The following is a 20,465-nucleotide window of genomic DNA, read 5'->3' on the forward strand; positions in this document are numbered from 1 at the left end:
TCAATGAAGACCTCCAAACCGAACTTAGCCAAGATAATATTTTTTGATTTGATCTCCGTGGGCAAGGTCCCATTGATGCTTCTTATCTGTATCTTCGCGAGTGCGATGGGGGTCGTTCTTACGACACATATGTCACGTCAGGCGATCACGCAAAAAGACACGGCGTTGGTGGAGCGAGAACAGCTTGATGATGAGTGGCGAAATTTAATGCTTGAAGAGACGGCTCTGGCTGAACATAGTCGCGTTCAAGCATCGGCAAAAAGAGAGCTAGACATGAAACGTCCAGACTCTGAAAAAGAAGTTGTGATCACACTGAAATGACCGGTAAAAAGGAAAAAGCACCCGCAAAAGCCGTTAAGAAACCAACGAAAGAGCGAGTGAAGAGCGAAAAGGACTCGGATCCAATTCTTATTAAATGGCGTTTCAACGTCGTTATTGCTTTCGTGTTTCTTGCCTTTGCTGCGCTGGTTGGTCGTGTGGCTTACATCCAAATCATTGAACCAGATAACTTAATTCGTCAGGGCGACCTTCGCTCGGTACGTGTTAAGGCAATTCCTTCTGCTCGCGGTATTATTTCAGACCGTAATGGCGAGCCGCTTGCTGTGAGTGTTCCAGTTGAAGCGGTATGGGCCGATCCTAAAACGATTTTCGATAAAAACGGCATGGCCCAAATTGATCGTTGGTACGCGTTAGCCGATGTACTTGGCTTAGAGCGACAATCGATGATCGACAAGATCTCTAGTAACAAATCCCGTCGATTTATTTACCTGCAAAGACAAGTTAGCCCTGCAATGGCTAAGTATATCCGTGAGCTTAAGCTGGTGGGTGTTGGTCTGAAGGCGGAATCTCGACGTTACTATCCTGCCGGCGAAGTCAGCGCGCACCTTATCGGTGTTACCGGCATTGATGGACACGGCCTAGAAGGTGTTGAGCGCAGCTATGACAAATGGCTCACAGGCGAGGCGGGTAAGCGAACGATTCGTAAAGATCGCTACGGACGTGTTGTTGAAAACATTGCTTTAGAAGAGCGTGAAGAAGGCAAACCACTCGAGCTAACGATCGATCAACGATTACAAGCGATCGCCTACCGAGCGATTAAACAGGCGGTGGCCGATCATAAGGCGACTTCTGGCTCTGCTATTCTGTTGGATGTAAAAACCGGCGCTGTGTTGGCGATGGTCAATGCCCCTTCTTATAACCCGAACAATCGTGCGGATTTACAAAGTTTTAAGATGCGTAACCGCGTACTTACTGATGCGATGGAGCCCGGCTCTACCGTGAAACCTTTTGTGGTTTTGGCGGCGCTAGAGAACGGCACGGCAGATCCAGATATCGTTATTGATACTGGCAACGGCATCATGCAGATCGGTGGTAGCCGTGTGCGAGACTCTTCTAAAGTCGGTAAGGCTGATTTAGCACTGATCCTCAAGAAGTCGAGTAACATCGGTGTGGCGAAGTTGGCACTTAACATGCCTTTAGAAGCCCTGCTTGGGATGTACAGTTCTGTTGGTCTAGGCGAAATGTCTGGGCTGAACTTAATCGGTGAAACGAGCGGTATTTTCCCGAATCGTCGTCGCTGGTCTAAGTTTGAAATTGCAACACTATCATTCGGTTACGGTTTGTCTGTGACACCGATGCAGTTGGCCCACGCGTATGCGACGCTAGCCAACAAAGGCATGTATGAACCGATTCATATTATTAAGAGCAACGACCAAGACTTTTCTAAGCAGATCATCAAGCGCGAGAACGCTGAACTGGTTTTGAATATGCTCGAAGGGGTGACTCAAAAAGGCGGCACAGCAACAAGAGCGGCCGTTCCTGGTTACCGAGTTGCAGCAAAAACGGGTACTTCTCGTAAGGCTGAAGCTGGCGGATACAGTGACGAATACATTGCGATCACCGCAGGTTTTGCCCCGGTTAGTGACCCAAGAGTCGCGCTGGTTGTTGTGGTCAATGAGCCTCAAGGTGACCTTTACTATGGCGGTTCAGTTGCTGCCCCCGTTTTTTCTGAAATCATGAAGGGTGCATTGCAAATACTGAATGTCCCTGCTGATGAAAACAAGTTTCAAGAATAGAGCCAATCAGGATTCAATATGAGTAATAGCCTCACGCTGTCATCTTTACTTTCTCCTTGGGGTGACTTTAGTTCACCTGAGCTGGATGCGATTGCTGTTGAGCAGTTGGAGTTGGATAGTCGTGCCATCAAAGACGGCGATATTTTTGTTGCTGTGGTTGGGCATGCTGTTGATGGCCGTCGTTTCATCGACAAAGCGGTCGCACAGGGAACCAATGCCGTTATCGCACAAGCTGATGCTGAAAAGGCCCATGGTCTGATTGAGTGGTTGGATGCTGTTCCAGTAATTTACATTAAAGACCTTAACTTGGTGTTATCTGAGTTGGCCGGTCGTGTTTACTCGTCTCAAGCGACTAAGTTGATAGGTGTTACCGGCACCAATGGCAAAACCACCATCACCCAATTGATTGTTCAATGGCTTGATCTTGTTGGTCAACGCTCTGCAGTAATGGGCACCACGGGTAATGGCTTTTTAGACAATCTAAAAACTGCGGCGAATACCACAGGCAGTGCGATTGAAATACAACGCACACTGAGTGAGTTAGCTGAAGAAAACGCGGCTTACACAGCTATGGAAATATCTTCTCATGGTTTGGTGCAAGGTCGCGTTAAAGCCTTGGACTTCGAAGTCGGTGTATTCACTAATTTGAGCCGTGATCATCTTGATTACCATGGCACGATGGAAGAGTACGCTTTGGCTAAGAAGAGCCTGTTTACTGAACACAAATGCAAGCACGCTGTGATAAATGTTGATGACGAAGTGGGCAAAGCTTGGATGACAGATTTATCGAATGCGATTGCTGTTTCATTACTTCCATTAACGGGCTACCAACAGTCGGTATGGGCATCTGATGTTGCCTATGCAGAAACTGGGATTAAGCTCTCTTTCGATGGTAGTTGGGGACAAGGCGATCTTTCGGTTCCATTAATTGGTCAGTTTAACGCATCAAACGTACTGGTGGCCTTTGCGACCTTGCTGTCATTAGGTATAGATAAGCAAATCTTGGTCGATACTGCGCCTCAGCTGCAACCTGTGATTGGTCGTATGGAACTGTTCCAAGTGCCGAACAAAGCAAAAGTGGTTGTCGACTACGCGCATACGCCAGACGCTTTAGAAAAAGCATTAGCAGCACTGCGAGTTCACTGTTCTGGAAAATTGTGGTCTATCTTTGGCTGCGGCGGTGACCGTGACACTGGTAAGCGTCCTATGATGGCAGCGACCGCAGAGCAGTTCGCCGATAAAATCATTATTTCAGATGACAACCCTCGTAGCGAAGATCCGGCCTTGATTGTCAAAGACATGCTGGCAGGCTTAAGCAAACCAGAATCTGCATTTGTGGAACACGATCGCTACCAAGCGGTTAAGTTCGCGCTTGAACAGGCAGACAGCAATGACATTATTCTTTTGGCTGGTAAAGGCCATGAGGATTACCAAGTATTAAAAGACGAAACGATCCATTACTCAGATCGAGAGTCTGCGCTTCAACTTTTAGGTATTTCATAATGATTGATGTATCACTCGAACAGATTTGTTCAGCGGTCAGCGGTGAGTTGATTGAGGCTGGTAACTCAAACAATGCCGTAATTAATGCCGTTTCTACCGACACTCGCACCGTTGAAGAAGGCGCATTGTTTGTGGCTATTGTCGGAGAACGCTTCGATGCGCATTACTTTTGTCATCAAGCGGTTGAGGCAAATGCGAGTGCGTTGTTAGTCGAACGAAAACTTGACCTAAATATTACTCAAGTTGTTGTTGAAGACACTAAACTTGCTTTAGGTCAGCTAAGTGCTTGGATCCACAAACAATGTGACGTGCCAACCATGGCGATTACAGGAAGCTGTGGCAAAACGACCGTCAAAGAGATGGTGGCGAGCATTCTGCAGCAACGTGGCAAGGTGCTGTTTACGGCGGGTAACTTCAATAATGATATTGGTGTACCACTAACCTTACTGGGCAGTGAGCCCAATGACGACTATGCCGTGATAGAACTGGGCGCGAACCATATTGGTGAAATCGCCTATACCACGCAACTTGTGAAACCGCAGGTGGCGTTGGTGAATAACGTAGCTGCCGCGCATCTAGAAGGCTTTGGCTCAATTGATGGTGTTAAACAAGCGAAAGGTGAAATCTTTCAGGGGCTTGCTGCCGGTGATACTGCTATTGTTAATCTAGAAAGCAACGGTGGCGACTTTTGGAATGAAGTACTCGCAGATAAAACGGTACTGACATTTTCAGAAAGCGACAGTACGGCAGATTACTTTGCTAAGAATATTCGCATTAATGAGAAGGGTGAAGCTTGCTTTGAGATGCAAACACCGCAAGGCGCTATGCCGGTTGAGCTTGGCATTATTGGTCAGCATAACGTAGCAAATGCGTTGGCGGCGGCAGCGTTGAGTATTCAGTTTGGTGCCACGCTTGAAGAAGTAAAAAATGGTTTAGCGAATCTTATCTCCGTCAAAGGACGAGTTGAGGTTCAACAATTAAGTCAGAATATCAAGCTGATAGATGACAGTTATAACGCCAGCGTACCCGCGATGAAGGCGGCAGCCAAATTGCTGTCGAGCTTCAAAGGTCAACGTTGGTTGATTTTAGGCAATATGGCTGAATTAGGCGACGAAAGCCTTGCACTTCACCGTCAAGTCGGTGAATATGCTGCCCCATTCGCTTTTGAGCATGTACTCACTTACGGTGATGATACCAAGGTGATTAGTGAGGTCTGTAATGGTACCCACTTTGCAACGCATCAAGCGATGATCGCGCACATAGAGCAGCACTTATGCTTGCCAGAAAACGCGTCACATACCTTGTTGGTAAAAGGCGCGAATAGTGCAGGAATGAGTAAAATAGCCGCTGCTTTAAAGGAGAACTTTTCATGATAATTTGGCTTGCAGAGCTACTACAGCCACACCTTTCTTTTTTCCGTTTGTTCGAATACCTATCGTTTCGTGCAATCGCGAGTATTTTGACGGCTTTATGTCTGTCGCTGTGGATGGGACCTCGTTTAATTGAGCGTCTGCAAATGCTACAAATTGGCCAAGTTGTTCGTAATGACGGCCCTGAATCTCACTTTAGCAAACGTGGCACACCAACCATGGGCGGCGTGATGATCCTAGCCGCCATTATTATTACAGTATTAATGTGGGCTGATCTTTCTAACCCTTACGTTTGGGCGGTATTGGTTGTCCTTGGCGGTTACGGTGCGGTTGGCTTTGTTGATGACTACCGTAAAGTGGTTCGTAAAAACACAGATGGCTTGATCGCTCGTTGGAAGTACTTCTGGCAATCGGCTATTGCATTGGTTGTGGCGTTTGCTCTGTATGCTCACGGACACGATACAGCGGCAACCCAACTGGTGGTGCCTTTCTTTAAAGATGTGATGCCACAATTAGGTTTATTGTACATCGTACTGACTTATTTTGTTATTGTGGGTACCAGTAACGCGGTGAACCTAACAGACGGCCTAGATGGTTTGGCGATTATGCCAACAGTGATGGTTGCTGCTGGTTTTGCTGTGATTGCTTGGGCGACAGGTAACGTTAACTTCGCGGCATATCTACACATTCCATACATCCCATACACTTCTGAGCTTGTAGTTGTATGTACTGCTATCGTGGGTGCTGGGCTTGGCTTCTTATGGTTCAACACCTACCCAGCACAAGTATTCATGGGCGATGTTGGCTCACTAGCACTTGGCGGTGCATTGGGTGTGATTGCTGTGTTAGTTCGCCAAGAGTTGGTACTGGTTATCATGGGCGGTGTGTTTGTAATGGAGACTCTGTCAGTGATTCTGCAGGTGGGCTCTTATAAATTGCGTGGTCAGCGTATTTTCCGCATGGCACCGATTCACCACCACTATGAACTGAAAGGTTGGCCAGAGCCGCGTGTTATCGTGCGTTTTTGGATCATCTCAATGGTATTAGTACTGGTTGGCCTTGCGACACTGAAAGTTCGTTAATCCTATGAGCCTCTGAGTAGAGGCTCTTTAAAACTATTAAGAGCATCTTGTTTAAATGGAACGTTGGCAAAATATTCAAAATGTAGTGGTTGTGGGGCTCGGTATTACCGGGCTCTCTGTCGTTAAACATCTCGTAAAATATCAGCCTCATACGCATGTGAAGGTGATTGATACTCGAGAGCTACCACCGGGCCGAGAATCTTTGCCTGAATCGGTAGAGCTGCATTCTGGAAGTTGGAATAGCCAATGGTTAGCGGAAGCTGATTTGGTGGTTGCTAACCCAGGTATCGCACTCGCGACACCGGAAATTCAAGATGTTATTCAGACGGGTACTCCGGTTGTTGGTGATATTGAACTGTTTGGCTGGGCGGTAGACAAACCCGTTGTGGCAATAACAGGTTCTAACGGCAAGAGCACCGTGACTGACCTTACTGGCGTACTTGCAAAGGCGGCGGGTTTGAATGTCGGTGTCGGTGGCAACATTGGTATCCCTGCCTTAGATCTTCTAGAGCTTAATGCTGATTTATATGTTCTTGAGCTTTCAAGCTTTCAGTTAGAAACAACATCAAGCCTAAACTTAGCAGCAGCAGCATTTCTGAATCTGTCAGAAGACCATATGGATCGCTACCAAGGCATGGCCGATTACCGCGATGCCAAGCTAAGAATCTTTAATAATGCTCAATATGCGATTGTAAACCGCGACGACAAAGAGACGTATCCAGACCACAACATGTCATTAGTAACATTCGGACTCGACGGCCAGGAGTTTGGTGTCGCGACAGTTGATGGTACCGAATGGTTAATGGATAACGGTAAACCTGTACTTGCGACCCAAGATTTAACATTGGTTGGACGTCACAATGTGGCAAATGCGTTAGTCTCGCTAGCACTGCTTAAACAAGTCGGTATTGATTACAGCAAAAGCCTTGAAGCTCTGAAAGCCTATAATGGTTTGACGCATCGTTGCCAAGTCGTGGCTGACAAACGCGAAATCAAATGGGTTAACGACTCGAAAGCGACCAATGTAGCCAGTACATTAGCGGCTCTCTCGGGCTTAGAGTGCCAAGGTACTTTGTATCTTCTGGTTGGTGGGGTTGGTAAAGGTGCCGACTTTAGCGAGCTTAAGCCAGTGTTGTCGCAACTAGAGCGCGTTCAACTGTGTTGTTTTGGTGAAGATGCCGCGCAATTTATGACGTTACACCCATCGTCTAAGACGTTTGAAACTATGGGTGACATTATCGAGAGTATCTCGAAGCAGTTAGTTGCTGGTGATATGGTGATGTTGTCCCCAGCGTGTGCCAGCTTCGATCAATTTAATAACTTCATGGCAAGAGGTGATGCGTTCACTGAACTTGCTCATGAGTATGCCTAACGTGTTGAAGGACTAACATTCAGTGCAAAGAGTGAGAGAGATTAATCAATCTATTTGGCAATGGCTTAACCGTGCCACACCAGAGGCGCTTTACGATCGTCAATTGGTATGGATTGCTCTTGGACTGATGCTGACGGGCTTAGTGATGGTAACGTCGGCTTCGTTTCCTATCAGTGCTCGTTTAACCGATCAGCCATTTCACTTTATGTTCCGTCATGCCATCTTCCTTGTGTTGGCGTTAGGTGTCTCCAGCGTCATATTGCAAATCCCGATGCAGCGCTGGTTTCAATACAGTATGTATCTACTGGGCTTGTCCTTCTTCTTGCTGATTGTGGTATTAGCCGTCGGTAAGTCGGTTAATGGCGCATCGCGTTGGATCCCTTTAGGGCTATTTAACTTACAACCGGCAGAAGTCGCCAAGTTATCGCTGTTTATCTTTATGGCGGGCTACTTGGTTCGTAAACAAGATGAAGTCAGAAAAACCTTCTTCGGTGGTTTTGGTAAACCGATCATGGTATTCGGCGCTTTTGCCGTGCTGCTGCTAGGCCAGCCCGATTTAGGTACCGTGGTCGTAATGCTAGTGACCCTGTTCGGCATGCTATTCATTGCTGGTGCCAAGCTTTCACAGTTTATCGCCTTGATGGTGGCAGGTATTGCCGCGGTCGTCGGTTTGATTGTTATAGAACCTTATCGTGTTCGACGTGTTACCTCATTCTGGGAACCTTGGAACGACCCGTTCGGCAGTGGTTACCAGCTAACTCAGTCATTGATGGCGTTCGGCCGTGGTGATTGGATGGGGCAAGGGCTGGGTAACTCAATTCAGAAACTCGAATACCTTCCGGAAGCGCACACCGATTTTGTATTTGCTGTGTTGGCAGAAGAATTGGGTTTTGTTGGCGTAACCTTAGTGTTGATGCTGATCTTTAGCTTGGTTTTTAAAGCCATTCTTATTGGTAAAAAGGCTTTTGAAAACGACCAAGTATTCAGTGGTTATCTGGCATTTGGTATTGGTATTTGGTTTGCATTTCAGACGCTTGTTAATGTGGGGGCTGCTTCAGGTATCGTCCCAACCAAAGGCTTAACCTTACCGCTGATCAGTTATGGTGGTTCAAGTCTTATCGTGATGTCGGTGGCGGTGTCTATGCTACTGCGTATCGATCACGAATGCCGAATGCAGCAGAAAGAACAAGCCGATAATCAAAACGAATTAGTAGAATAAGAATCTAACGTGATGAAACAAAACAAAAAACTTTTAGTGATGGCTGGTGGTACTGGCGGTCACGTTTTTCCAGGGTTAGCGGTAGCTAAAAAGCTTCAGCAACAAGGTTGGGAAATTCGCTGGTTAGGAACAGCAGATAGAATGGAAGCGGATTTAGTGCCAAAGCATGGCATTGAGATCGACTTCATCAAGGTGAAAGGCCTGCGTGGTCAAGGCATTAGCAAGTTAATTAAAGCGCCGTTTCAGATTATTAATGCCATACTTCAAGCAAGACAGCACATTAAAGCTTGGCAGCCTGATGTGGTACTTGGCATGGGTGGTTACGTGAGTGGCCCGGGTGGTATCGCGGCATGGTTGTCTGGCATTCCAGTGGTTCTGCATGAACAAAATGCAGTGGCAGGTTTAACTAACCAATGGCTGTCTAAAATTGCTAAAAAGGTTTTCCAAGCTTTCCCTGGTGCTTTCCCTACCGCAGAAGTGGTGGGTAACCCAGTACGCGAAGATGTGGTTGCCTTAGCTGAACCCGAGCAACGCATGGCTGAGCGTGATGGTGACATCCGCATCTTAGTTATGGGCGGTAGTCAGGGCGCCAAAATCCTGAACGATACCTTGCCAGTAACGATGGCGCAGCTTGGTGAAGGCTTCACTATGATGCACCAAGCGGGTAAGAACAATCAACAGCAAGTCATTGAGCAATACAAATCACATTCTGTAGAGAATGTTCAAGTGACTGAATTTATTGATGATGTGGCGCAAGCTTATGAGTGGGCAGATCTATTAGTGTGTCGCTCAGGTGCATTAACCGTATCAGAAGTGTCTGCGGCAGGTGTCGGTTCTATCTTCGTTCCGTTTATGCACAAAGACAGACAACAAGCGTTGAATGCCGACCATTTAGTTGAATGTGGCGCAGCGTTAATGATTGAACAGCCTCAACTAACGGCTGATAAGCTAGCGAACACTATCGCGCAGCTTGATAGAAATGAATTAAAAATGATGGCAACAAAAGCTCGTCAAGCCGCCAAGCTTGATGCTGATGTGACCGTCGCTGAAGCGATTAAAGCTTTAGCAAAATAATGAGATTGAATTGATGACGATTGAACATACCCAAGACTTAGCGCAAATCCGTGCAATGGTGCCAGAGATGCGCCGTGTTAAATCTATCCACTTCATTGGTATTGGTGGTGCCGGAATGAGCGGGATTGCTGAAGTCTTGCTAAATGAAGGCTACCAGATCACGGGTTCTGATATTGCTCAAAACCCAGTGACTGATCGTTTAGTTAGCAAGGGTGCGACCGTTTATATCGGTCACCAAGCGAGTAACGTTGCCGACGCAAGTGTGGTGGTGGTTTCAACCGCTATCAACGAAGAAAACCCAGAAATTATTGCAGCTCGTGAAGCGCGCACACCGATCGTTCGTCGTGCAGAAATGCTGGCTGAGCTAATGCGTTTTCGTCACGGCATTGCTGTGGCAGGTACGCACGGTAAGACAACCACGACTGCGCTAGTGACACAGATTTATTCTGAAGCAGGTCTAGATCCAACCTTCGTAAATGGTGGTTTGGTGAAAAGTGCCGGCACTAACGCACGTTTAGGTTCAAGCCGTATTCTTATCGCTGAAGCCGATGAAAGTGATGCGTCATTCTTACATCTGCAACCAATGGTTAGTATCGTAACTAACATTGAAGCGGATCATATGGATACCTACGGAGGCGATTTTGAAACGCTAAAGCAGACGTTTATTGATTTTTTACACAACCTACCATTCTACGGTCAGGCTGTGATGTGTGTTGATGATCCAGTAGTGCGTGAGCTTATTCCTCAAGTAAGTCGCCAGGTGATTACTTACGGTTTCTCAGAAGATGCGGATATTCGTATTGAGAACTACGTACAAGAAGGCCAACAAGGTAAGTTCACGGTAGTACGTGAAGGTAAAGCTAACCTTGATATCACGTTAAACATTCCAGGTCGTCACAATGCATTGAATGCATCCGCGGCGATTGCTGTTGCAACAGAAGATGACATCAGCGATGAAGCGATTCTCAAAGCGATGGCGGGAACCGAAGGCACGGGTCGCCGTTTCGATCACCTAGGTGAGTATGAAACAGGTAAAGGCGTGGCAATGTTGGTTGATGATTACGGTCATCATCCAACCGAAGTTGATGTGACGATTCAAGCTGCTCGTAGTGGCTGGACTGATAAACGTCTTGTAATGATCTTCCAACCGCACCGTTATAGTCGTACTCGCGATCTGTATGATGATTTTGCGAACGTTCTTGAGCAGGTTGATGTCCTAATTCTGTTAGATGTTTATTCTGCAGGTGAGAAACCTATTGCAGGGGCTGACGGACGTTCATTAAGTCGAACTATTCGTGGGCGTGGTAAGATAGATCCAATCTTTGTTGCCGATATCAATGCACTGCCATCGGCTTTAGCCAACGTAATTCAAGGCGGTGACCTTGTTTTAACGCAGGGTGCAGGCGATGTTGGTCGAGTTGCGAAGCAGTTGGAATCGTTACAGTTAGACATTAATAAAATGCAGAACGCGTAACAGAATACTGTCTACAGACTGTGGTCAATCGCTCACTTCTTGCGATTGACCTAAAATTGACCAAAAATCTTATTATCAACGTTTGATAGTTTGATTTTGCTCAGTATAATTCATAGGTTAAAGTAAGTGCTTTTACCTCTATTACGAAGATAGGGAATAGAATTGCGAACCAACGACAGGGAATGCGGGCTTTGGTAGAAAGTACTTTTAGCGAAAACCGCCACCTATTCAGTTTACCGTCGCTCAAGAAACACGCCTTAGGCGGGTCTTTTTTTGTCATGGTATTGCTATTCATTGGGTTTCTTTTCTATACCACACTGACTTGGATGTGGGACGATCAGCGATTGCCTCTCTCCAAAATAGTACTTCAAGGCGACTTAACTTACGTAACCGCTGGTGATGTTCAACATGCCTTTAGCGAGCTAGAGCATATTGGAACCTTCATGTCGCAAGACATCGGTGTGTTACAAGACAGTTTAGAAGCGTTACCTTGGGTTTCAGTGGTCTCCATTCGTAAGCAGTGGCCAGACACAATAAAAGTATTTTTGACTGAGTACCATGCAGCAGCAATCTGGAACGGTAACATGCTGCTGAATGACGATGGTCAGGTGTTTAATGGTGATATCGGCCTGTTGAAGGGTGATAGAGTTAAGCTTTACGGCCCAGACGGCACCAGCCAAGAAGTGATAGAAAAGTGGCGACAGATAACCCCTTTGACTAACAGTCTAGGGTTAACCGTTACCTCTCTCGTTCTCAATGAGCGTCGCGCTTGGCAAATAATCCTAGATAACGGTATCCGTTTAGAACTAGGTAAAGATTCTTTAGATGAGCGTGTTGAACGCTTCATTTCGCTTTACAACGAACTTGGTAGTAAAGCGAATCAAGTGAGCTACATCGACCTCAGGTATGATACGGGAGCCGCTGTAGGCTGGTTTCCAGAGCAAGAGTTAGAAGAGAGCACAGATGACTAAGACCGCAGATGACAACATAATCGTTGGTCTTGATATAGGCACTGCGACCATATCAGCTCTGGTTGGTGAAATATTGCCTGATGGTCAAATCAATATCATTGGTTCTGGGCAAAGCCCATCCAGAGGTATGGATAAAGGTGGTGTAAACGACCTAGAGTCGGTAGTTAAGTCGGTTCAGCGAGCTATTGATCAAGCAGAGTTGATGGCGGAATGCCAAATCAGCAATGTGTTTATCTCGCTATCGGGTAAACATATCGCAAGCCGAATTGAAAAAGGCATGGGCACTATCTCTGATGAAGAGGTGTCTCAAGACGATATGGATCGAGCGATCCATACCGCGAAATCAATTAAAATAGGTGATGAGCAGAGAATTCTGCACGTGATCCCACAAGAATTTACCATTGATTATCAAGAAGGGATTAAGAACCCACTTGGCTTATCTGGTGTTCGAATGGAGGTCAGCGTTCACCTAATTTCTTGCCATAGCGACATGGCGAGAAACATTATTAAAGCTGTTGAACGATGTGGTCTTACAGTAGAACAGATCGTGTTTTCAGGACTTGCCTCAAGTAATGCGGTAATTACTGAAGACGAGAGAGAGCTTGGAGTATGTGTGGTGGATATCGGCGCGGGTACGATGGATATTTCCATTTGGACTGGCGGCGCACTGCGACACACAGAAGTCTTTTCCTACGCAGGAAATGCCGTAACCAGTGATATTGCCTTCGCTTTCGGCACGCCAGTGAGCGATGCTGAAGAGATAAAAGTAAACCATGGTTGCGCTCTGAGTGAACTCGTAAGCAAGGATGACTCTGTTAACGTCCCAAGTGTTGGTGGTCGCCCATCGAGAAGTTTGCAACGACAAACTTTGTCGGAAGTGATTGAACCACGTTACACTGAACTTATGGGTCTCGTTAACCAAACTATTGATACGGTTCAATTACAGCTACGAGATGAAGGTATTAAACACCACCTTGCAGCTGGCGTCGTTCTCACTGGTGGAGCGGCACAAATTGACGGATTGGTAGAGTGTGCGGAACGTGTTTTCCGCAATCAAGTTCGAGTTGGTAAGCCATTAGAAGTTAGTGGCTTAACTGACTATGTTAAAGAGCCGTATCATTCTACGGCGGTTGGTTTACTTCATTACGCAAGAGATTGTCAGATCAGTGATGAAGGTGATTACAGCGAACCTAAGCGTTCAGCACCTTCTATGTCTGGTTTGTTTGGCAAATTGCGTAATTGGATACAAAAAGAGTTTTAACCTGAGTTGCAGGAAAAAACGGAGATAACACATGTTTGAACCGATGATGGAAATGTCTGACGATGCAGTAATTAAAGTCGTTGGAGTTGGTGGCGGTGGCGGTAACGCTGTTGAGCACATGGTACGTGAATCAATCGAAGGCGTAGAATTCATCAGTGTTAACACTGATGCGCAAGCACTTCGTAAAACAAGCGTGAGCAGCGTGATCCAAATTGGTGGTGATATCACTAAAGGTTTGGGCGCTGGTGCAAACCCACAAGTAGGCCGTGATGCAGCTCTCGAAGATCGAGAAAGAATTAAAGAAGTTCTAACTGGCGCCGATATGGTATTTATCGCAGCTGGTATGGGCGGTGGTACTGGTACAGGTGCTGCTCCAGTTATTGCTGAAGTTGCGAAAGAGTTGGGTGTGCTGACGGTTGCTGTTGTAACTAAGCCATTTAGCTTTGAAGGCAAAAAGCGTTTAGCGTTTGCTGAGCAAGGTATTGAAGAGCTTTCTAAACATGTGGATTCATTAATTACAATTCCAAATGAGAAGCTACTTAAAGTACTTGGCCGCGGCGTAACTCTGCTAGAAGCTTTCGCAAGTGCTAATGATGTACTTAAAAACGCTGTACAAGGTATCGCTGAGCTAATTACTCGCCCTGGTATGATTAACGTCGATTTCGCGGATGTTCGCACCGTAATGTCTGAGATGGGTCATGCAATGATGGGTAGCGGTATCGCAAAAGGTGAAGACCGTGCTGAAGAAGCTGCTGAAACGGCAATTTCTAGCCCACTACTAGAAGACATCGACCTAGCTGGCGCACGTGGCGTTCTTGTGAACATCACAGCAGGCCTAGATATGCGTCTAGATGAATTCGAAACAGTAGGTAATACAGTTAAGGCATTCGCATCTGATAACGCAACAGTTGTGATTGGTACTTCTCTAGACCCTGATATGACGGATGAAATCCGTGTAACTGTTGTAGCAACAGGTATCGGCACAGAGAAAAAACCAGACATTACTTTAGTTGCTGGTGGTAAAGCTAAGGTTGCACCAACTCCTCAACCACAGGTAGCGGCTCAAACTGCACCAAAAGTGGAAGAGAAAGTGGCACAACCATTGCAAGAAAAAACTGAGGTTAAACCTCAAGTTAAGCCGCAGCCAACAACGTCACCTGTTTCTTCAGGTACAGGCGCTAGCCAAAGTGCAGCACCTAAGGCTGAGAAAGAGAGTGGATACTTAGATATTCCAGCATTCTTACGACGTCAGGCTGATTAACAAATACCCAAAATTTGACTATCGTCGAATTAATGGTAAAATTCGCGGTCGGTAAATACTGACCGTGATTTGTAGCACTGATAACGAGGCAAGCAGATGATCAGACAACGTACTCTGAAAGAAATTGTGAAAACAACTGGTGTGGGTCTCCACTCTGGTCGTAAAGTCACACTTACTCTTCGCCCGGCAGCTGCAAATACAGGTATTGTTTATCGTCGTACAGATGTAAATCCACCTGTAGATTTCCCAGCTGATCCAGCGTCAGTTCGTGACACTATGCTATGTACAGCACTTGTTAATGACGAAGGCGTACGTATCTCTACAGTGGAACACCTTAACGCAGCTTTAGCGGGTATGGGCATCGACAACATTATTGTTGAAGTAGATGCTCCTGAGATCCCAATTATGGATGGTAGCGCAAGCCCATTCGTATACTTGCTACAGCAAGCGGGTGTAGAAACACTGAATGCAGCGAAGCGTTTTATTCGTATCAAAAAGCCTATCCGTTTTGAAGATGGCGATAAGTGGGCAGAGTTTGTTCCATTTAACGGCTTCCGTATGGACTTTGAGATCGACTTTAACCACCCAGCAATTGAATCTGATGAGCAACGTTTGTTGTTTGATTTCTCTTCACAAGGTTTTGTGAAAGAAATTTCTCGCGCTCGTACTTTCGGCTTCATGCGCGACATTGAGTATCTACAATCTCAAAACCTAGTACTTGGTGGTAGCTTTGATAATGCTATCGTACTGGACGAATACCGAATTCTTAATGAAGAAGGTCTACGTTTTGACAATGAGTTCGTAACTCATAAAGTACTGGATGCGATTGGTGACTTGTACATGTGTGGACACGCTATTATTGGTGAGTTCCGTGCATACAAATCAGGTCACGGCCTTAACAACCAACTACTACGTGCAGTACTTGCTGACGCAGAAGCTTGGGAATGGGCAACATTCGAAGAAGAAGTAGGCTCTCCTGTTGCATTTGCTGAGCCAGGAATGGTTCTAGCGTAATTGTTGTTTACAACAATATAAGATTTCGAAAACCAGGTCATTGACCTGGTTTTTTTGTATCTATTTTCCAGATACAGTGTCGTCAACATCCGAAAGTTGTCTCCCAATGAGCTGCAGTCTGGCTAATCCATCAGCAATTAGAAAGAAAAGTTCCAAGCACATCAAACAAATGGGGTTATAAATGGTCGTTGGTGTGAAAATTACTTACACTAAAGGGCATTAATTTTAACTCAAGCCTTGAAAACTCTACTCTCAAGTACAATATCAAAGATACTAGATTTATCTCAGTATCCTTGGTTAGTAACTGAAGACTAGTTCATAGCTAGTAGAGACACTGACGGCATTTAAAATAGATCGCGGACGATCTGAGAACGAAGAGATTCCAAGCACATGATTACTAAGCTGCTGACAAAGGTAATTGGCAGTCGCAATGACAGAACACTGCGCCGCCTTAGAAAAATTGTAAAAGAAATTAATAACTTCGAACCAACGTTTGAAGCACTTTCAGACGAAGAACTAAAAGCAAAAACGGTTGAGTTTCGTGAGCGCTTAGATAAAGGTGAATCGCTAGACCAACTTCTACCTGAAGCATTTGCTACGGTACGTGAAGCGTCTAAGCGTGTTTACGGCATGCGTCACTTTGACGTGCAAATGATTGGTGGCATGGTTCTAAATGCTGGCCAAATTGCAGAAATGCGTACTGGTGAAGGTAAGACTCTTACAGCAACCCTACCAGCTTATCTTAACGCCCTACCTAGCAAAGGTGTTCACGTAGTAACGGTGAACGACTACCTAGCGAAGCGTGATGCGGAAACAAACCGCCCATTATTTGAATTCCTTGGTATGACTGTTGGCGTGAACGTGCCAAACATGGCTCCACCAGAGAAGAAAGAAGCGTACCAAGCGGATATCCTATACGGAACAAACAACGAGTTTGGCTTCGATTACCTACGTGACAACATGGCTTTCCGTGCTGAAGATCGTGTTCAACGTGAGCGCTTCTTTGCAGTTGTCGATGAGGTTGACTCAATCTTAATCGATGAAGCTCGTACTCCACTTATTATCTCTGGCCCAGCTGAAGATAGTTCAGATCTTTACACGCGTATTAACACGTTGATCCCTAACCTTGAGCGCCAAGATAAAGAAGATTCTGAAGAGTACCGTGGTGAAGGTCACTACACCATGGACGAGAAATCGAAACAGGTTCACCTGACTGAAAACGGTCAAGAATTTGTAGAAGAGCTAATGGTCAAAAACGGCCTGATGGAAGAGGGTGATACGCTTTACTCTCCGACAAACATCAGCCTATTGCACCATGTTAATGCAGCGCTGCGTGCACATGTACTGTTTGAGAAAGACGTCGACTACATCGTTACTGAAGAAGGCGAAGTGGTTATCGTTGATGAACATACTGGTCGTACTATGCCAGGTCGTCGTTGGTCTGAAGGTTTACACCAAGCTGTTGAAGCTAAAGAAGGTGTGAAGATTCAGAATGAAAACCAGACGCTAGCATCGATTACATTCCAGAACTTCTTCCGTCTATACGAAAAGCTGTCAGGTATGACAGGTACAGCCGATACAGAAGCTTTCGAATTCCAGTCTATCTACGGCCTAGAAACGGTGGTTATCCCAACCAACAAACCTATGGTTCGTAACGATATGCCAGATGTGGTTTATCGTACTGAAGAAGACAAGTTCAATGCGATCATTGAAGACATCAAAGACCGTGTAGCAGCTGGTCAGCCATCATTGGTTGGTACGGTTTCTATCGAGAAGTCTGAGCTACTGTCTAACGCACTGAAAAAAGCAAAAATTAAGCACAGCGTTCTAAATGCTAAATTCCACGAAATGGAAGCAGAGATCGTTGCACAAGCTGGTATGCCGAGCGCGGTAACTATCGCAACTAACATGGCTGGTCGTGGTACCGATATCGTATTAGGTGGTAGCTGGCAGGCACAAGTTGAGAAGCTAGAGAATCCAACCAAAGAGCAGATCGATAAGATCAAAGCTGACTGGAGAGTAATCCACGATAAAGTGCTTGAGTCAGGTGGTCTGCACATCATTGGTACTGAGCGTCATGAATCTCGCCGTATCGATAACCAGCTACGTGGTCGTTCTGGTCGTCAAGGTGATGCGGGTTCTTCTCGTTTCTACCTATCAATGGAAGATTCTCTGCTACGTATCTTCACATCGGATCGTATGGCTGGTCTTATCCAAAGTGGTATGGACGAAGGCGAAGCGATCGAATCTAAGATGCTTTCTCGCTCAATTGAAAAAGCACAACGTAAAGTTGAAGGTCGTAACTTCGATATTCGTAAGCAGCTTCTTGAGTACGATGATGTAGCCAATGACCAACGTAAAGTGGTTTATGAGCTTCGTGATGAACTGATGAGTTCTGACGACATCAGCGAAATGATCGAACACAACCGTGAAGATGTACTAGCATCAGTGATTGATGAATACATCGCACCTCAGTCTCTTGAAGACATGTGGGATATCGCGGGTCTACAAGATCGTCTGAAGAATGACTTCGATCTAGACTTTGATATTCAAGGTTGGTTAGACGAAGACGACAAGCTTTATGAAGAAGCATTGCGTGAGCGTATTCTTGGTATGGCGGTTGATTCGTACAAACAGAAAGAAGAAGTGGTTGGTGCTCAAGTACTGCGTAACTTCGAGAAATCTGTGATGCTACAAACGCTAGACGGTCTTTGGAAAGAGCACTTGGCTGCGATGGATCACCTCCGCCAAGGTATCCACTTACGTGGTTACGCTCAGAAGAACCCGAAACAAGAGTACAAGCGCGAGTCGTTTGAACTGTTTGAAGGCCTACTAGATGTACTAAAAACAGACGTTGTTACCATCCTTTCTAAAGTTCGCGTTCAGCAACAAGAAGAAGTTGAAAAGATGGAAGCTCAACGTCAAGCTCAAGCTGAAGAAGCGGCGCGTCGTGCACAAGCACAACATGCCACGGCTGAAAACCAGCTAGCTGACGATGAAGCTGAAGCGGTATCTCCACAAACGGTAGTACGTGATGAGCGTAAAGTGGGTCGTAACGAACCATGCCCATGTGGAAGTGGTAAAAAATACAAACAGTGTCACGGTAAAATTGACTAATGCTTTGCTGTAGTGGCTGATAACTTCGTCGGCGATGCTCATTTACACTTGTAAACTCCGCGTCGCCTCCTCGTTCTCAACCAATACAGCTTTGCCTTAATATAATTTTAATAAAAAGAGTCGCTTAGGCGGCTCTTTTTGTATGTGAATTTTATGGCTTATCTTTAATTAGAGGGTAAGTCGTCATTCCCTATAGCGAGAACGAGTGTAGTAGGGAATCTCGTTTAGTTAGGCTCACGTTGTTTTAGCTCCTCAGCTCAGTCGTTCCTCCTTCTTGAGGATGACGTATTCAGGGACTATGTGAGTTCAACGTTTTGTTAAGGAACACCATCAATGAAAAGAATCCACATAGTAGCGGGCATTATCTTCAACCAAGATAAGTCGCAGGTATTTATCACTAAACGTCCAGACGACAAACACAAGGGCGGTTTCTGGGAATTTCCTGGTGGCAAGGTTGAAGCGGGTGAAACCATTGAGCAAGCGATGACTCGTGAGCTTGATGAAGAGATTGGCATCAAGGTGACAGAACAGTCTCTGTTTGAGCACCTTGAATTTGATTACACCGATAAGTCGCTTAAGTTCGACTTCATCCTTGTGACCGACTTTGAAGAGCAGCCTTATGGCAAAGAAGGTCAACAAGGTGAATGGGTGAGCCTAGAATCATTGAATCAATACGCCTTCCCAGAGGCAAATGTGCCAATTTTAGAGCGAGTGATAAAAGAGTTTTCGTAATTGCTAGCCTGAGTTTGAGATTGTTGTTAGTTTAAAGAGATTAATCGATTGAACGTTGCTGCAAGAGATAAGCGGCAACCGTAACCAAAACAATGGAGATATTCGCAGTGGTAAGAATTGCAATTGCAGGAGCAGCGGGCCGCATGGGTCGCAACTTGGTGAAAGCCGCTCATCATAATTCAGAAGCAAGTGTTGGTGCTGGCTCGGAACGTCCAGAGTCATCTTTGGTCGGCGTAGATGTCGGTGAGTTATGCGGTGAAGGTCGTTTTGATGTTGCTCTAGTCGATGACCTGTCTAAAGCCATCGAAGAGTTTGACGTGATCGTCGATTTTACAGCCCCTGTTAGCACATTAGCGAATATTGAACTTTGTAAACGTCACGGTAAAAAACTGATTATCGGTACGACGGGTTTCTCTGAAGAAGAGAAGCAGGTGATTGATGCTGCTTCAAAAGAGATGGCTATCGTAATGGCACCTAACTACAGCGTTGGTGTGAACCTTGTATTTAAGCTGCTAGAGAAGGCCGCTAAAGTGATGGGCGATTACTGTGATGTCGAGATCGTTGAGGCGCACCACCGCCATAAAGTCGATGCACCTTCTGGTACTGCGATTGGTATGGGCGAAGCGATTGCTGGTGCGATGGGCAACGAGCTGAACGATGTAGCTGTATGGTCACGCGAAGGTATTACTGGCGAGCGTACTAAAGATGAGATTGGTTTCGCGACGATTCGTGCCGGTGACATTATTGGTGAACACACCGCTATGTTTGCTGATATCGGTGAGCGAGTGGAAATTACCCATAAAGCCACTGATCGAATGACTTTCGCTAATGGCGCAATCAAGGCTGCAGTCTGGTTAAATGATAAACCAGCCGGCTTTTATACCATGACTGATGTCCTAGGTTTGAATGACCTGTAAATAGATATTTATGCGCTGGCAAT

At 45.8% G+C, this 20,465-nt stretch carries 16 protein-coding genes; all 16 read left to right on the forward strand.

Going from position 1 to position 20,465, the window contains the following annotated elements:
* Window positions 1-3 precede the first annotated feature (3 nt).
* The 16 genes from ftsL to dapB all read left to right on the forward strand — a co-directional run bounded on the left by ftsL (window position 4) and on the right by dapB (window position 20,442).
* On the forward strand, window positions 4-321 hold the full coding sequence (gene ftsL / locus AC3CH3_RS02380) for a cell division protein FtsL (protein WP_019824585.1): 318 nt from the start codon (window positions 4-6) through the stop codon (window positions 319-321).
* The gene (locus AC3CH3_RS02385) at window positions 318-2,075 is read left to right on the forward strand and encodes a peptidoglycan glycosyltransferase FtsI (protein ID WP_019824584.1); all 1,758 of its coding nucleotides are present in this window, start codon (window positions 318-320) and stop codon (window positions 2,073-2,075) included. The genes ftsL and AC3CH3_RS02385 overlap by 4 nt, the downstream gene beginning before the upstream one ends.
* Before the next feature lie 18 nt (window positions 2,076-2,093).
* A complete protein-coding gene (murE, locus tag AC3CH3_RS02390; protein WP_488537656.1) occupies window positions 2,094-3,578 on the forward strand; it encodes a UDP-N-acetylmuramoyl-L-alanyl-D-glutamate--2,6-diaminopimelate ligase in 1,485 nt (494 codons plus the stop codon).
* The gene (locus AC3CH3_RS02395; RefSeq protein ID WP_488537657.1) at window positions 3,578-4,951 is read left to right on the forward strand and encodes a UDP-N-acetylmuramoyl-tripeptide--D-alanyl-D-alanine ligase; all 1,374 of its coding nucleotides are present in this window, start codon (window positions 3,578-3,580) and stop codon (window positions 4,949-4,951) included. The genes murE and AC3CH3_RS02395 overlap by 1 nt, the downstream gene beginning before the upstream one ends.
* On the forward strand, window positions 4,948-6,030 hold the full coding sequence (gene mraY, locus AC3CH3_RS02400; RefSeq protein ID WP_019824581.1) for a phospho-N-acetylmuramoyl-pentapeptide-transferase: 1,083 nt from the start codon (window positions 4,948-4,950) through the stop codon (window positions 6,028-6,030). The genes AC3CH3_RS02395 and mraY overlap by 4 nt, the downstream gene beginning before the upstream one ends.
* 55 nt (window positions 6,031-6,085) lie before the next feature.
* On the forward strand, window positions 6,086-7,402 hold the full coding sequence (gene murD / locus AC3CH3_RS02405) for a UDP-N-acetylmuramoyl-L-alanine--D-glutamate ligase (protein ID WP_488537658.1): 1,317 nt from the start codon (window positions 6,086-6,088) through the stop codon (window positions 7,400-7,402).
* Window positions 7,403-7,424: 22 nt separating this feature from the next.
* Complete coding sequence (ftsW, locus tag AC3CH3_RS02410; RefSeq protein ID WP_019824579.1) at window positions 7,425-8,621, forward strand: cell division protein FtsW; 1,197 nt, start codon at window positions 7,425-7,427, stop codon at window positions 8,619-8,621.
* A gap of 12 nt (window positions 8,622-8,633) precedes the next feature.
* On the forward strand, window positions 8,634-9,695 hold the full coding sequence (gene murG / locus AC3CH3_RS02415; protein ID WP_488537659.1) for an undecaprenyldiphospho-muramoylpentapeptide beta-N-acetylglucosaminyltransferase: 1,062 nt from the start codon (window positions 8,634-8,636) through the stop codon (window positions 9,693-9,695).
* Window positions 9,696-9,708: 13 nt separating this feature from the next.
* A complete protein-coding gene (murC, locus tag AC3CH3_RS02420) occupies window positions 9,709-11,169 on the forward strand; it encodes a UDP-N-acetylmuramate--L-alanine ligase (RefSeq protein ID WP_017059288.1) in 1,461 nt (486 codons plus the stop codon).
* Between the two features lie 278 nt (window positions 11,170-11,447).
* On the forward strand, window positions 11,448-12,140 hold the full coding sequence (locus AC3CH3_RS02425; protein WP_488538147.1) for a cell division protein FtsQ/DivIB: 693 nt from the start codon (window positions 11,448-11,450) through the stop codon (window positions 12,138-12,140).
* Window positions 12,133-13,401 (forward strand): cell division protein FtsA, encoded by a 1,269-nt coding sequence (gene ftsA / locus AC3CH3_RS02430; RefSeq protein WP_010434747.1) that lies wholly within the window; start codon window positions 12,133-12,135, stop codon window positions 13,399-13,401. Before AC3CH3_RS02425 ends, ftsA begins: the two co-directional genes overlap by 8 nt.
* 31 nt (window positions 13,402-13,432) lie before the next feature.
* On the forward strand, window positions 13,433-14,662 hold the full coding sequence (ftsZ, locus tag AC3CH3_RS02435; protein WP_017059291.1) for a cell division protein FtsZ: 1,230 nt from the start codon (window positions 13,433-13,435) through the stop codon (window positions 14,660-14,662).
* Window positions 14,663-14,758: 96 nt separating this feature from the next.
* Window positions 14,759-15,676 (forward strand): UDP-3-O-acyl-N-acetylglucosamine deacetylase, encoded by a 918-nt coding sequence (gene lpxC / locus AC3CH3_RS02440; protein ID WP_010434751.1) that lies wholly within the window; start codon window positions 14,759-14,761, stop codon window positions 15,674-15,676.
* 390 nt (window positions 15,677-16,066) lie between these two features.
* The gene (secA, locus tag AC3CH3_RS02445; RefSeq protein WP_488537660.1) at window positions 16,067-18,793 is read left to right on the forward strand and encodes a preprotein translocase subunit SecA; all 2,727 of its coding nucleotides are present in this window, start codon (window positions 16,067-16,069) and stop codon (window positions 18,791-18,793) included.
* A gap of 333 nt (window positions 18,794-19,126) precedes the next feature.
* A complete protein-coding gene (gene mutT, locus AC3CH3_RS02450; protein WP_488537661.1) occupies window positions 19,127-19,525 on the forward strand; it encodes an 8-oxo-dGTP diphosphatase MutT in 399 nt (132 codons plus the stop codon).
* A 92-nt stretch (window positions 19,526-19,617) separates the two neighbouring features.
* Entirely contained in the window at window positions 19,618-20,442 is an 825-nt protein-coding gene (gene dapB / locus AC3CH3_RS02455; protein ID WP_020628676.1) for a 4-hydroxy-tetrahydrodipicolinate reductase, read from the forward strand.
* Window positions 20,443-20,465: the final 23 nt, after the last annotated feature.

The organism is Vibrio sp. QJM3NY_35, assembly GCF_057785915.1.